This window comes from Pseudomonas sp. MPFS, from assembly GCF_022537035.1.
Lineage (GTDB): Bacteria > Pseudomonadota > Gammaproteobacteria > Pseudomonadales > Pseudomonadaceae > Aquipseudomonas > Aquipseudomonas sessilinigenes.
In genome coordinates this window covers 5,200,718-5,214,712 of sequence record NZ_CP066123.1, presented here as the reverse complement: position 1 = coordinate 5,214,712, position 13,995 = coordinate 5,200,718, and the positions used below count along the sequence as shown (strand labels likewise).

The window sequence follows — 13,995 nt, the reverse complement described above, 5'->3', positions numbered from 1 at the left end:
GGTAGCCGCTGGTTAGGTACGAGCCCTCGGGTTCTGCGGGGGCTGCGCCCCCGTGCGCAGCTTCGCTGGTGCTCGACAGCGGCTACAGGAGTCGACAGGGTTGCTCCGTGTAGATACCGTCTTGCCCGTTACCGGGCAAGCGCCAATTTCGGGTCATAAGGATGACCCGACTTGAGCACGCCAAATACGATGTGCAGCATCTTGCGCATCACTGCACAGACGATCTGCTTGCCCGCTTTACCCTTGGCGCGCAGCCGCTCTTTCATCGCCATGAGGGGCTCACTCATGTTCATGGCGGTGATGCTGGGTAGGTACAACGCTCGGCGGATACGCCCCGAACCAGCCTTGCTGATCAGCGTGCGGCCCTTGAATTTGCCGGATTCGGCCAGCTGCGGATTCAACCCCGCAAACGAGACTACGGCCCGGGCGCTACGAAACTCCTTGAGATCGCCCAGTTCGGCCAGGATCACTGACGCGGTCTTCTCGCCGATACCGTCGATGCTCAACAGCAGATCCCGTTTGCCCCGCAAGTCGGGATCATCGTCGACATGCTGCTTGATCATCTGGCGGGTCTGGACGATGTCTTTTTCGATGTGGCTGATGTGCGACTGGATCGATTCCTGAACCACCGTATCCGCCACTTCCTGGCGATTACGTTCCATCTGCAGCATCTCCTGCAGGTCGTCCAGGCGTCGCAGCAGGACCCGTAGCCGGCGGATCGCCACAGGCTCCGGCGCCCAGGGCGTCAAGGGTGACTCGTGCTTGGCCTGGGCAAAGGCGGCCAGCAACTTGGCGTCCACCTTGTCGGTCTTGTAGTTGATTCCTTCGCTTTTCTTGAAGTAATGGACCCGGGCCGGGTTGACCACGATGACTTTGTAACCCTGGTGGTAGAGGTGCTCTGCCAGGGCTTCGTGATAAACGCTGGTGGCTTCCATGACGACCCTGGCGTCGGGCTGCGCATGCAACTTGAGCCACTGGTCGAGCTGGGCGAAGCCCTCGGCATTGTTGGGAATCTTGCCGCGTGTGCGGTACTTGCCGTTGGGCAGAGGCGTGGCGACATCGAATGTGTTCTTGGCGATATCGATCCCGATGACGTTAGACATATTCTCTTCCTCGTATGCGCGGGTTGAGGATCATCCATCACTCGGTCTCAGCCTTGTTGATGCGAGCTACCGTGCGATGCAGGGCTCAGGATACCGTTCGGACTTAGCGAGTGAGGTTGAAGAGGAGGAGCTCAATCTACAGTGCAGGCTCAAGGCCTTAGCCGCTGCCCGGCTTCATTCCTCTTCCTCGATGATCAGTCGAGAACTATCGCGTGTGTAAACGCGATAGTCGAGATACAAGCCGCTGCCGCAGGCTGCGTACGGCTCGGAACGAGCCGCGGGGGACTGCCGGCTAGAACAGTTGGGTGAACAGCCAGTACAGGCTGCCGGAGAGCAGGATCGCTGCCGGCAGGGTCAACACCCAAGCCATGGCCAGGTTGCGGATGGTGCGCATCTGCAAGCCGCCGCCGTTGGCCACCATGGTCCCGGCCACCCCCGAGGACAGCACGTGGGTGGTGGACACTGGCAGGCCGAACATGTCCGCCGCGCCGATGGTCAGCATCGCCACGGTCTCCGCCGAGGCGCCCTGGGCGTAGGTCAGGTGGGTCTTGCCGATCTTCTCGCCGACGGTCACCACGATGCGTTTCCAGCCGACCATGGTGCCCAGGCCGAGGGCGATGGCCACCGCGATCTTCACCCACAACGGGATGAAGCGCGTGGCATTGTCGATCTGCTGCTTGAACAGTTGCAGCTTGTCGCGGGTGTCCTGGTCGAAATGGCCGACCTGGTTCTTGTCCATCAGGCGGATGGTTTCACTGGTCAGGTACATGTCGTTGCGCACGTTGCCCATGGCTTCGGCCGGAACCTTGGACAGCGAGCCATAACCCTTCACTTCATTGCCGATGGCACCGGCCAGGGCGGCCAGGGCCGGCACCAGTTCGGGCGTGGCTTGCTTGCTGCGCATGTATTCCGAGAGTACCGCGCGAGGATCGGTTGGCGCGGCCTGTGGAGCACTCTTGGCCAGGGCTTGCTGGGTGACTTCGGCCACGGCGGCGAACTGCAGGGCCTGGTCGGCGGGCATGGTGCGGTTCAGGGCGTAGGCCATGGGCAGGGTGCCCACCAGGATCAGCATGATCAGGCCCATGCCTTTCTGGCCGTCGTTGGAGCCGTGGGCGAACGACACCCCGGTGCAGGTCAGGATCAGCAGAGCGCGAATCCACCACGGTGGCGGGGTGTCGCCCTTGGGCGCCTTGTACAGCGCGCGGTTCTTGACGAACAGGCGCAGGGCCAGCAATAGCAGGGCGGCGAACACGAAGCCGATCAGTGGCGAGAACAGCAGGGCGTAGCCGACCTTGGTGGCCTGGCCCCAATCCACACCGCTGGTACCGTCGCGGCCGTGCATCAGGGCGTTGGCCACGCCGACGCCGATGATCGAGCCGATCAGGGTATGGGAGGAAGAGGCCGGCAGGCCCAGCCACCAGGTGCCGAGGTTCCACAGGATGGCGGCGATCAGCAGGGCGAAGATCATGGCGAAGCCGGCGGAAGACCCCACCTGCAGGATCAGCTCCACCGGCAACAGGGCGATGATGCCGAAGGCCACCGCGCCGCTGGACAGCAGCACCCCGAGGAAGTTGAACAGGCCGGACCAGACCACCGCGAACTGTGGTGGCAGCGAATGGGTGTAGATCACCGTGGCCACCGCGTTGGCGGTGTCGTGGAAGCCGTTGACGAATTCGAAGCCCAGGGCGATCAGCAGCGCGACGCCAAGCAGCAGGAACGGGGTCCAGGTGGTGACCGTGGTGCCCAGTTCATGCATGTCGTGGATCAGGCTGTAGGCGGTGAACAGCAAGCCCATGGCCAATATCGCGAAGAACACCACGAGGGTGAAGGGGCCGGGTTTCTTATCCAGTTGCGGTTTGGCGTCGACGCTGGGGGAGGCGACGGTCAGGGAAGGGGTGGCCATTGCTGGACAATCCTGTGGCTGGAAGGAATGGCTTCCATGATCGTTGCCGAATGTTACAGGCAGACTGCCCCAGGTCATGGTTTGTGCAATTGACTGGCCCGTTGATCCGTTTGCCCCGGCGGCTCGTGCCGAGCCGTGCGCAGCCTGCGGCAGCGGCTACACGAGGCGGGGTTGCGGATACGCTGGTGCTGTAGCCGCTGTCGAGCGCCAGCGAGGCTGCGTACGGGCGCGCAGCGGCCGCAGGGTCAGTAGTCCTGGCGTTTGCGAAAGGCCCAGCGCCCGGCGATCACGGTGAAGGTGGCCACCAGTGCCACCAGGATCCAGAAGCCTTCCGGATCGCCGGAGAACGGAATGCCGCCGACGTTCATGCCGAAGAAGCCGGCGATGATGTTGATCGGCAGGGCCAGTACCGTGACCACGGTCAGGGTGAACAGGGTGCGGTTGCTCTGTTCGTTGAGGTTGGCGGCGATTTCCTCTTGCAACAGCTTGATCCGCTCTCCCAGGGCCGTGAGGTCGTTGATGATCAGGGCGAACTCTTCGGTGGACTTGCGCAGTTCCTTGACGTCGTCCTTTTGCAGCCATTGTGGCGGTCGGTTGAGCAGGCGCAGCAACGATCCGGGTTCCAGGGCCAGCAGCCGTTGCAGGCGCACCAGTACCCGGCGCATGGCTCCCAGTTCGGCGCGGTTGGCCGAGGCCCGGGCCGCCAGCAACTGGTCTTCGATCTGGTCGACGCTGAGGCTGGTCTTGCGCACGATCTGGGTCAGGATTTCCCCCTGGTCCCGTAGCAGGTGCACCAGCAGCTCAAGGGGCGAGCGGAACTGTTCGCCAGCCTTGACCGAGGACCGCAACTTGTCCACCGAGTGCAGGGGTTGCAGGCGAGCACTGATGATCAGGTTGCTGCGCACGCAGACCCACAGGGTGGAGATGTCCGAGGACACCATGCTGCTGAAGTTGAACACCACGTCGTTGACCACCGCCAGCAGGGCCGAGTCCACGTGCTCGATGCGGGTCGAGCGCGAGCCCTCATGCAACGCTTCGAAGAACTCCTCGGGCAGTTGCAGGTGGGCCTGCATCCAGCGCTCGCAGGCCGCATGGGCCAGGTTCAGGTGCAGCCAGAGAAATTCATCCTGGTGTTCGGCAGATTGCAGGGCTTGCAGGGCCTTGGCCGAATCCAGTTCGCGTCCACGTTCGCCGGGGCGGAAGCGGTAACCGTAGAGCAGGCCAAACAGATCGGAATCGCGGTGACTCTGGTCGATGCTGTGGTTCATGGGGGCTCGCAGGAGGGACGGTGCCTGGCGCGGGTTTCACAGGTTCACTTGAGCCACATCATGGCAATGCTTTTTGACGGTTTTGTGACAATTGAAAGTCCATGATTCGCCGCGTTATACCGGTGGTCGGCGGCCCTCAAGAATGTGTCGTCGATGCCGATCATGCTCACATGCCACGTGCATTCGAGCTGTCTCGAATGTGCCCGACAGGGAAGTTCGGACTTACGCATGCCTTTTCGGGCCTGTTCCTTCCCTGCCATGAGATCTCCTCGATGTTTTTGCAAAAATCCCTGAGGGCGCAAATTCTTGCCCTGCTGAGTGGCAGCCTGCTGGCGATGCTGTTGATCGCCCTGGCGTGTTTTCAATTGCTGTCCAATGGCGTGCAGAGCTACCGCGAGCTGATCGAAGGCCCGTTGCACAGTTCGCAACTGATCGACGAGGCCAATCTGCAGTTCAAGATCCAGGTGCAGGAGTGGAAGAACGTGCTGCTGCGAGGCAAGCAGCCCCAGGAAATGAACAAGTACTGGCAGCAGTTCGAAGATCGCCAGCGCGACGTGCAGAGCATTTTGGGACAGTTGGCACAGACCCCGGGCCTGGACGTGTCGCTCAAGAGCCGGGTCCAGCGCTTGGCCCAGGAGCATCTGGCCCTGGGCCAGGCCTACCAGAAGGCCCGTGATGCCTATGTGGCCGGTGGCGCCGATCCGAGTGCCGGCGATGCTGCGGTCAAGGGCTTCGACCGTGCTGCCAGCGACCAGATGAGCGAGCTGGTGACTGAACTGCGCAAGCAAGGCCAGCAGCAGTCGTTGCAGATCAGCTCGGCCGCCGATCGTACGGTGTGGCTGGGCATCCTGGTGATGCTCGTCTCCGGCCTGTTGATCGGCCTGCTCAGCCTGTGGCTGGTCAACCGCAGCCTGGTGGAGCCGATTCGCCAGTTGATCGACTACGTGGCCCAGCTCAGCCGTGGCCAGTTCTCCCAGCGGGTGGACAACACGCGCCAGGACGAGCTGGGCAAGCTGGCGGCCGCGGCCAACACCCTGCGCGACTTCCTCGCCCAGACCTTCACCAGCCTGCAGCGCAGTGCCTCGGACCTGGACACCTCGAGCGGCGAGCTCAACTCCATCGCCACCTTGATGTCCCAGGGCACCAACGAGCAGTTCAGCCGTACCGACCAGGTGGCCACGGCGATGAACGAGATGTCCGCCACGGCCCAGGAGGTGGCGCGCCATGCCGCCGACGCTGCCCGTGCCGCCGACGATGCCGACCAGTCGGCGCAGCAGGGCGAGCAGGTGATGCAGAGCACCATCGACAGCATCACCCAGATGCGTGGCGAAATCGCCAATACCGCGACCGTGATCCGTCGCCTGGAAGCCGACAGCGGGCGGATCGGCAAGGTGCTGGAGGTGATCCAGGGCATCGCCGAGCAGACCAACCTGCTGGCCCTCAACGCCGCTATCGAGGCGGCCCGGGCCGGCGAGGCCGGGCGTGGTTTTGCCGTGGTCGCCGACGAGGTGCGCAGCCTGGCGCAGCGCACCGCGGCTTCGATCACCGAGATCAACCAGATCATCCAGACCGTGCAGACCGGTGCCGTGGATGCGGCCCAGGCCATCGAGAGCGGTCAGGAGCGCAGCGAGCAGAGCGTGCAACAGGTGACCGAGGCCGGGGCCATGCTCGAGCGCATCACCCAGGCGGTGGAAGCGATTCGCGACATGAACCGGCAGATCGCCACCGCTGCCGAGGAGCAGACCTCGGTGGCCGAGGACATCTCGCGCAACCTGACCGAGATCACTTCCATCGCCAGCACCAACCTGGACAACGTCCAGCGTACCGAGGCGGCGAGCCGCAACCTGCATGGCCTGTCGGGACAACTGAACGAAGTCACGGCGCGCCTGAGCGCCTGATCCCGGGACCCGCAAAACACAAGGCCGCGCCCCTTATAGAGGCGCGGCCTTGTGCTATCTGCCGGTTACCGGTCTTGTTTGTTGGCCAGGACCTGGCCGGTCTTGGCATCCAGGTCCACATCCCACTCGATGCCTTTGCCGTCGCGCAATTCCACCTGGTAGACGTAGGCGCCGCTGGCAGTCTGTTCCAGCTCGGTGTCGGTGATGTTGGCGGCGCTGGTGCCGGGGTGCTGGGCCAGGGCCAACTGGTTGAGTTTCTCCAGGTCCATGATGGCGCCCGACTTGAGCAGGCCCGGGATCAGGTCTGGACGGACATCGGCCTGGGCCAGGCCGGCGGTCAGGGTCAGGGCGGTGGCGGCCAGTAGTGCGGAGAATTTGCTCATGGATGATTCCTTGGGGGTGATGGGTTTGGATAGACACAGGTTAACCAGCGCAACTTAATTCACCCTTAATTCCCGCCACCGATTGCGCCGTTTGTTCAAGCCTGTGGGCCTGGGTGGCCGGCAAGCTGCTGTCTCCTTAACGATGGAGACAAGACGGATGAAACGAATGCTTGCGTGGTTGTATGGGCCGCTGTTCTTCGGTGGTTTCATCGGCGCCGGTGTCTGGTGGATGGGTAGCGCGGGCGGCTCGGCAGCGGGCCTGCTCTGGCTATTCCTGGCGGCCCTTGGCGTGTCCTTCCTGGCCGAATGGGGTTTGCCCTATGAGCCCGTCTGGAACCGCTCCCACGGGGATCGGTTGCGCGACTGCCTGCACGCCGTGGTCAACGAGGGGTTGAATGCCCTTGGCCTGCTGGCGCTGCCGGGGCTGGCGATGCTGCTGGCCCATGAGGGCTTGTGGCCCCGGGACTGGCCGCTTTGGGGGCAGTTGTTGCTCGCGGTTACCGTCGCCGACTGCGGGATCACCCTGGCGCACTACGCCAGTCACCGTTGGGCCTGGCTCTGGCGCCTGCATGCGGTGCACCACAGCGTGCAACGCATGTATGGCTTCAACGGCTTGCTCAAGCATCCTTTGCACCAGTTGCTCGAGGCTTCGGCGGGGCTGTTGCCGCTGCTGGTGTTGGGTATTCCTCTGCCGGTGGCGCAATTGCTGGCCCTGGCCATCGGTGTCCAGTTGCTGTTGCAGCACTCCAATGTCGACATGCGCCTTGGTGTGCTGCGCCTGGTGTTCGCCTGGGCTCCGGTGCATCGCTTTCATCACATGAAGTACGGTCGTGCCGGGGATGTGAATTTCGGTCTGTTCTTCAACCTGTGGGACGGGTTGCTTGGTACCGCTTTCTATCGACATGACTATCAGATGCGCCCGGGGGATCTGGGCATCGGCAGCCGTCCGGATTATCCGGCGAACTACTGGGGGCAATTGCTCGAGCCCTTCAAGGCCCAGCGCTACAGCGCCGAGCCCAAGGTGCCACAGGCCTTGCGCCGGTAGGTCAAGCCAGCAAACGCGTCTTCAGGGTCTTGAGAGCCTGGCCCGCGGTGATGCCGAACAAGGCCTTCAGCGTCCGGGAAAAGTGCGCGGCGTCGGCGAAGCCGGCGTCGTGGGCGGCCTGGGTCATGGGCATGCCTTGCAGCATCAGGGCCATGGCCAGGCGCAGGCGCCGCCAGAGCACCAGGCGCCGAACCGGCAGGCCCACGTCTCGGGCGAACAAGCGCTCCAGCTGGCTCAGGGAGACGTTGGCCTGGACCGCTAGCTGTGCCGCCGCGACTTTGCCATCCAGGGACGCGTCCAGTGCCTGTAGTGCGCGTTCGACACGCTGGTCGGCCATGGGCTGGCGTTGGCAGGTGCGCAGCGCTGCTTCCAGGTCGGGCAGCGTTGGCGTTACATCGCACATGCTCTGGTGCAGGTCCCGGGCATCGATCGACAGCGGTTCGGCATAGACGGTGAAGGCAGCTTCGGGAGCCTGGACGATGGCGTGGCGGCACAAGGCCTCGATCAACAGGTAGTGACCGCTGCGCCGTACGCCGTCCAGTTCCACGGTAACCGGCTGCCCGGGGGCGATGATCAGTTGGTGGGCGTAATGAGCATGGGCCGTGGTAGGCCCCATGTGCCCATGGACCAGGCCGAAGTCACGGCCCAGCCAGAGTTCGCCGTTCCAGCGCGAGGCAGGCATTCAGTAGCCGCTGGCCTCCAGCAACCGGGTGACGCTGGTGCCGGCCGGACGCTGGAAGTACTTGAGCAACTGGTCGCTACGGTTGGTGAAAATGCCATCGACCCCGGCGCCGATGACTTTCTGGAAGTCCACCGGTTCGTCGACGGTATAGACATGGACCAGCAAGCCCTGCTCGTGGGTGTACTGGTTCATCCAGGGTTGTACCAGGTCGGCGTAGCTCTGGTCGCCGCCAGCCGTGAGCGCGGCGGAAGGGCCAGTGCCAACGGCGCCCTGGGCCTTGGCGAAATCTACCCAGCGCTTGAACTCGGCCTGGTCCCGGGGTTGCTGGCGGGCATAGAAGGCGGCCTTGTCGGTTTCGCCGCTGCCGGCGAAGCTCTGCCCGGAGGCTGGCTCGATGCTGCCAGGCGCAAGCCACAGCAACAGCACCTTGGGTACCTGGGGCATTTCCTTGTGGAGCAGTTCCAGGCTGTGCTTGTCGAAGGTTTGCAGGACCACCTTGCCCTTGCCTTGGCCCACAGCCAGATCGCTCTTGGCCAGGGTCGACCCGGCCGGGCTCAGCCAACCGCGGTCCTGGAGCTGTGCCTTGAGGTCATGCTCGATGCCTGGAAACAGCTGGGGTTCCTTGGTCTCGATGTAGAGCCCGGGCTTGTGCGCCGTGCTGCCCTGGGCGATGTCGATGATTTCATCCAGGGTGAGGATCTGCAGGCCGGCGAAGCCAGGCCGGGCGCGATCGGGGTGGGCCTGGTTGAACCAACTGCCGGCATCCAGGGTTTTCAGCTCGGCCATGGTGAAGGCATTGGCCGGGCTGTCCTTGCGCTCGGGGAACTTGCGCGCCACGTCGGTGGTGCGTTGCAGGTTGTTGTCGTGCAGGGCGAACAGCACGCCATCCTTGCTGCGCTGCAAGTCCATCTCCAGGTAATCGGCTCCCAGGTCCCGGGCCAGCTTGTAGGAGGCGGCGGTGGACTCGGGGGCATCGAAGGAGGCGCCGCGGTGGGCAATTACCGCTGGCCGGGGAATACCCTGGCGGGCCGCCAGGGCTTCGGGGTCAGGTTGTTCGGCGGCCTGGGCCAGGCCGCAGGCGAGCATCAGGCCCAGCATCAGGGCGCTGGGGGTGAAGGTTGCTGGCATGCTCGAAATCCTTTCGTGGGGGCGGGTGCAGGGGGTTATCTTTTAGCAACTCAATGACGCTTGTGCTATCGCCAGAGCGACATGCATCGCTCTGATTGGCATCTTTCACGGTTTTTCCCGGCGCTTTGCAGTAATCTTGGACGCCGCAGTTTCCCCATCAGAGGGAAGCCTGAGAACATCGCTTTCCTTGCCTCGCGTGTAGACCATCGATCACCAGCCCTGTGGCATCCACAGCGAGGTTTACCATGACCATCACTTCCGAACTCATCTGCCAGGCCGCCGACCAGCTCAAGGGCTTTGTCGGCCTCAATCGCAAGACCGGTCGCTACATCGTGCGTTTCAGCGAAGACTCCTTCGGCATGGATGTGGCCGATGACGCCATAGTCCCGGCCAGTGAATTCGTCTGGGCACGGGTGTCCGACGAAGCCATGAGCCTGCGGCGCGAACAGATCCAGTTGCTGCTGGACCAGAACATCGACGATCGGATCAACATCAGTGAACCGTTGCGGGTGTACATGCGCCGCAGCGACCTGCCGGAAATCCAGGCCGTGCGCAGCCTGCTGCCGGGCGGCCTGGGCTGATCCGCCAGCCACTCCCGGACCTTCTCGACGAAGGCCGGGAGCGCTCTCATTCACCGAAGCTGTAGGCCCGCTCGACCTTGCTGATCCGGGTATGGAATTGCCGGTACCAATGGCTGCGGCCACGTTCGCGGATGGTGCTGTGCTCGGCGTGCTGCTTCCAGGCCAGGATCGCCTCCTCACTGCTCCAGTAGGACACGGTGATACCAAAACCGTCCGTGCCGCGTGCCGATTCCACCCCAAGAAACCCCGGCTGCTGGCGAGCCAGCGACAGCATGCGCTCGGCCGCCTGGTCGTAGGCGGGATCGGCTTCACCGCGCTGGGAGCTGAAGATCACCGCGTAGTAGGGCGGGGCAGGTGTGCCAGCGCTCATGGCTGCACCTCCAGGCAAGCCTGGAGCAGGGCTCGGGCCAGTGGCGGAGTGTGGCCCAACAGTGCGGCTCGTTCGGGTTGGAACAGCGTGGCGACGAAGAATGGATGATCGTCGAGTTCCACGGCGCGCAAGTCTCCCTGGCTGTCGTGGCCGGTAGGGCGCAGGGCACCGCTGAACAGGGCGCTGGCGAACTCCGGGTTGACACCGTAGCGGCAGTGATAGCCCTCCTCGATACTCTGGCTGCCATAGGCCTTGGAGATCCGGCTGTCGGCGTGCAGTTGGATCAGATTGCGGGTTTCCACCAAGGCGCAACTGAGCAGGGACAGCACTGCGCGTTCGGCTTGCGGCGCGGTTTCGGCATGTTCGGCATCGGCCCAGCCCAGTACATTGCGGGCATATTCCAGCAGCGCATGCTGGAAACCACCGCAGGTGCCGAGAAAGGGCAGCTGGCGTTGCCGGGCGACACGGATCGCCAGCAGGGCCCCGTCCATGTTGCGGTAGGGGCTGCCGGGCACGCACCAGACGCCATCGAAGCCCTCCAGGCTTTTTTCGTCTTGCAGCCGCTCAGTGGCTAGCCACTGATAGTCCAGATCGGCTCCTACTTCGCTGGCCGCGTGTTGCAAGGCCAGGGGCAATGCCTGGTGCGCGATGATCCGAGGATCGTGATCTCCCACCAGGGCGATGCGAATCTTCGGCGTTTGGGGGGGTGGGGGCATGGGGACTCCTGTTGCGCATGGGCTTGTGGCGGGGTGATGGCCACTATAGATTGGCGTTTACGCAATCAATATTGGCGTTACCCCAATTGATCAGTGCATCAGCGCAATATCAGCTGGACTATCCCGACCTGGCCCTGGTGCTGGCCCTGGTTCGTGGTGGCTCCCTGGCCCGTGCGGCGGCCTTGCTCAAGGTGGATGTCTCGACGGTGTTTCGTGCCGTACGCCGGCTGGAGGCAGGGCTTGGCCAGCAACTGTTCGACAAGAGCCGCGCCGGGTATCTGCCCACCAGCCTGGCCCTGACCCTGGCCCAGCAGGCCGAGGCCGCGGAACAGGCCCTGGAGGCGGCACGGGTGGGCGTGGCCCAGGGAGGGGAAGTGATCAGCGGCACGGTACGGCTGACCTGCACCGACTCGGTATTGCAGAGCCTGCTGCTACCGGCTTTGGCGCGGTTCATGCCGAACTATCCGGCGCTGGTCATCGAACTGTGCACATCCAATGACTTTGCCAATCTCAACCGGCGCGATGCCGATATCGCCGTGCGCCTGACTGCCACGCCGCCCGAACACCTGGTGGGGCGCTGCCTGGGGGCGGTGTCCTATCGGTTGTATGCCAGTTCGGAGTATCGGCAGCGCGTGGATTGCAGCGATCTGGCACAGGTGGCCTGGATTGCACCGGATGATTTTCTACCCGATCACCCGTCCGTGGCCTGGCGCCGCCAGCAGTGGCCGGGGGTGCAACCGGCCTATCGCTGCAACAGCATGCTGACGGTCGCTGAGCTGGTGCGAGCTGGGCTGGGGGTTGCGGCGCTGCCGGACTTTCTCATTGGCGAGGGGAGCCTGGTGCCATTGAGCGAACCCTTGGGGCAGGAGACCGCCCTGTGGTTGCTGACCCGGCCGGATTGCCGGGCCCTGCGCTCGGTGGTCACGCTGTTCGATGAACTGGCGCGCCATCTGCATTGGGCCTGATGGCCTGGCCCCGAACTAGCTCTTGCGTACGAAGTGCTCATGCATTTCGCTGGTGAGGTTCTCGATGCGTTCGGTCAGTTGCTTGGTCATCTCTGTCAGGCGGGTGTTCTGCTCCAGTAACTCCAGGAGCTGCGTGGTGGTCTGGGCGGCCTGGGCCTGGCGTTCGCTGTTGGCAACGGCCAGGGCCTCGCGGTGCTGGGCATCGGCGTCGGCCTGGGCCTTGTCCCGTGCGGCCTGGCGAGTCTGGGCCAGGAGGATCAGGGGTGCGGCATAGGCCGATTGCAGGCTGAATGCCAGGTTCAGGAGGATGAAGGGGTAGACATCGAACTGGGTGAGCCCGCTGAGGTTCAGGGCGACCCAGGCCAACACCACCAACGTCTGTGCGCCGAGGAAGGTGGGCGTACCGAAAAACCGGGCGAAGGCTTCGGCCTTCAAGGCAAAGCTGTCAGTACCGAAGGTCGGTGCCAGGTGGGCATGGGCACGATGAAAACGCAGGTGGTCGGTGTTCGGGGTGGGGGTGTCCGGGGTATCGCTGGAACGCATGATGGCCTCCGCCAGGCTCTGGAACGTCGGGCCACTATAGCCCTCCAGGCCGCTCCCGACGCCACTATCGACGCCGGGAAAGCCTTGCCTCAGAGCGCGCCGCGCTCCGTGGCGAAGGTGCTTACCGCGTCCACGGCCTCGCTGGCGCCGTTGCGAATCTCCAGGATCGCGGTGCCGGCCTGGTCGGCCAGTTGCACGCCCTTGGCTGCCCGTTCCCGGGTGCTATCCATGCTCTTGATAGCCTGCAGGGTCTCGTTCTGGATCATGTCGATCATGCTGGAGATTTCCGCTGTCGAGCCGCTGGTGCGGGCCGCCAGTTGGCGAACTTCATCGGCGACTACGGCGAAGCCACGTCCCTGTTCGCCGGCCCGGGCGGCTTCGATGGCGGCGTTGAGGGCCAGCAGGTTGGTCTGGTCGGCAATGGCCCGGATGGTGTTGACGATGGCGGTGATCTGCTCCGAGCGCTCACCGAGCCGGGCGATCTGCGAGGAGGAGTCTTCGATGTTACTGGCGATCTGGCGCATTTCGTTGGCGGCCTCCTGGATCACGCCGGTGCCTTGCTCGGCGACTTTGCGGGTCTGGACCGAGATGTGGTAGGCCTGGGCTGCGCTCTGGGCGTCGCGCTCATGTTTTTCCACCTGCTCGGTGACGTCGGCGGCGTACTTGACCACTTTGCACAGGCGCCCGGCGGCGTCGTAGACCGGGTTGTAATTGGCTTCCAGCCACAGGGTCCGGCCGAGCTTGTCGATACGCTCGAAGCGGCCATTGAAGAATTGGCCCTTGTTCAAGCGGTTCCAGAACTCCTGGTAGCTGCTGCTATTGGCCAGTTCCGGTTTGCAGAACAGGCGGTGATGCTTGCCCTTGATCTCGGCCAGGTTGTAGCCCATGCGACTGAGAAAGTTGGCGTTGGCATCGAGGATGGTGCCATCGAGATTGAACTCGATCACGGCCATGGCCCGGTCGATGGCGTCCAGCTTGTTCCGCGCCTCGACTTCTTCCTGGATCCTGGCGGTCACATCCAGAGCGTACTTGATCACTTTGTAGACCTTGCCGGACTCATCACGAATGGGGTTGTAGCTGGCCTCCAGCCACAGGCTCCGGCCATCGCTGGCGACGCGTTCGAAGGTACCGGATTCGAAATGGCCGTCCTTCAGGCGTGACCACAACTTCTGATAGTCACTGCTGCGGGCGTATTCGGGGGTGCAGAACATCCGGTGAGGCTGGCCCAGGACCTGGTCGTCGCGGTATCCCAGGACCTTGAGGAAGTTGTCGTTGGCCCGCACTACGGAGCCGTTGATATCGAACTCGATCACAGCCATGGAGCGTTCGATGGCTCCCAGCATGCGCGATTGTTCGGCGATGGTTCGGTTGAGGGCATCGATGGTCTTGGCGTGGCGATTGAATAGCATG

General features: G+C 63.7%; 14 protein-coding genes. 4 read left to right on the top strand and 10 right to left on the bottom strand.

The genetic code is table 11. The features are described 5' to 3' along the window. Positions 1-128 precede the first annotated feature (128 nt). The 3 genes from I9018_RS23805 to I9018_RS23795 all read right to left on the bottom strand — a co-directional run bounded on the left by I9018_RS23805 (position 129) and on the right by I9018_RS23795 (position 4,274). Positions 129-1,103, bottom strand: coding sequence for a transposase (locus I9018_RS23805; protein ID WP_241107265.1), 975 nt, complete (start codon positions 1,101-1,103; stop codon positions 129-131). 292 nt (positions 1,104-1,395) lie between these two features. After that, positions 1,396-3,006 carry an inorganic phosphate transporter gene (locus tag I9018_RS23800; protein WP_241107649.1) on the bottom strand — a complete coding sequence of 537 codons (1,611 nt, stop codon included), beginning with the start codon at positions 3,004-3,006 and terminating at the stop codon, positions 1,396-1,398. Positions 3,007-3,251: 245 nt separating this feature from the next. Beyond that, positions 3,252-4,274, bottom strand: a complete 1,023-nt coding sequence (locus tag I9018_RS23795) for a transporter (protein ID WP_241107648.1) — start codon at positions 4,272-4,274, stop codon at positions 3,252-3,254. Between the two features lie 272 nt (positions 4,275-4,546). On the opposite strand from I9018_RS23795, the gene I9018_RS23790 reads away from it, so the two are divergent. Further along, positions 4,547-6,172 (top strand): methyl-accepting chemotaxis protein, encoded by a 1,626-nt coding sequence (locus tag I9018_RS23790; protein WP_241107647.1) that lies wholly within the window; start codon positions 4,547-4,549, stop codon positions 6,170-6,172. A gap of 65 nt (positions 6,173-6,237) precedes the next feature. On the opposite strand, the gene I9018_RS23785 is transcribed toward I9018_RS23790, so the two are convergent. Then, positions 6,238-6,555 carry a PepSY domain-containing protein gene (locus I9018_RS23785; protein ID WP_124346994.1) on the bottom strand — a complete coding sequence of 106 codons (318 nt, stop codon included), beginning with the start codon at positions 6,553-6,555 and terminating at the stop codon, positions 6,238-6,240. Positions 6,556-6,712: 157 nt separating this feature from the next. On the opposite strand from I9018_RS23785, the gene I9018_RS23780 reads away from it, so the two are divergent. Beyond that, complete coding sequence (locus I9018_RS23780) at positions 6,713-7,600, top strand: sterol desaturase family protein (RefSeq protein ID WP_241107646.1); 888 nt, start codon at positions 6,713-6,715, stop codon at positions 7,598-7,600. A 1-nt stretch (position 7,601) separates the two neighbouring features. On the opposite strand, the gene I9018_RS23775 is transcribed toward I9018_RS23780, so the two are convergent. Further along, the gene (locus I9018_RS23775) at positions 7,602-8,282 is read right to left on the bottom strand and encodes a helix-turn-helix domain-containing protein (protein ID WP_241107645.1); all 681 of its coding nucleotides are present in this window, start codon (positions 8,280-8,282) and stop codon (positions 7,602-7,604) included. Continuing rightward, entirely contained in the window at positions 8,283-9,410 is a 1,128-nt protein-coding gene (locus I9018_RS23770; RefSeq protein ID WP_068579472.1) for a glycerophosphodiester phosphodiesterase, read from the bottom strand. 245 nt (positions 9,411-9,655) lie between these two features. Between I9018_RS23770 and I9018_RS23765 the strand changes: the two genes are divergently transcribed. Continuing rightward, positions 9,656-9,991, top strand: coding sequence for a DUF2025 family protein (locus tag I9018_RS23765; RefSeq protein WP_241107644.1), 336 nt, complete (start codon positions 9,656-9,658; stop codon positions 9,989-9,991). A 46-nt stretch (positions 9,992-10,037) separates the two neighbouring features. Here the strand turns inward: I9018_RS23765 and I9018_RS23760 are convergent, their stop codons facing one another. Next, a complete protein-coding gene (locus tag I9018_RS23760) occupies positions 10,038-10,361 on the bottom strand; it encodes an antibiotic biosynthesis monooxygenase (RefSeq protein ID WP_241107643.1) in 324 nt (107 codons plus the stop codon). Beyond that, positions 10,358-11,077, bottom strand: a complete 720-nt coding sequence (locus tag I9018_RS23755; protein ID WP_241107642.1) for a CTP synthase — start codon at positions 11,075-11,077, stop codon at positions 10,358-10,360. Before I9018_RS23755 ends, I9018_RS23760 begins: the two co-directional genes overlap by 4 nt. Before the next feature lie 86 nt (positions 11,078-11,163). Between I9018_RS23755 and I9018_RS23750 the strand changes: the two genes are divergently transcribed. Next, a complete protein-coding gene (locus I9018_RS23750; RefSeq protein WP_124346998.1) occupies positions 11,164-12,042 on the top strand; it encodes a LysR family transcriptional regulator in 879 nt (292 codons plus the stop codon). A gap of 15 nt (positions 12,043-12,057) precedes the next feature. Here I9018_RS23750 and I9018_RS23745 read toward each other — a convergent pair whose 3' ends face one another. Then, the gene (locus I9018_RS23745) at positions 12,058-12,585 is read right to left on the bottom strand and encodes a DUF1003 domain-containing protein (protein ID WP_068579456.1); all 528 of its coding nucleotides are present in this window, start codon (positions 12,583-12,585) and stop codon (positions 12,058-12,060) included. Positions 12,586-12,674: 89 nt separating this feature from the next. Continuing rightward, positions 12,675-13,994: a methyl-accepting chemotaxis protein gene (locus tag I9018_RS23740; RefSeq protein WP_241107641.1), complete on the bottom strand. Its 1,320-nt coding sequence runs from the start codon at positions 13,992-13,994 to the stop codon at positions 12,675-12,677. Position 13,995: the final 1 nt, after the last annotated feature.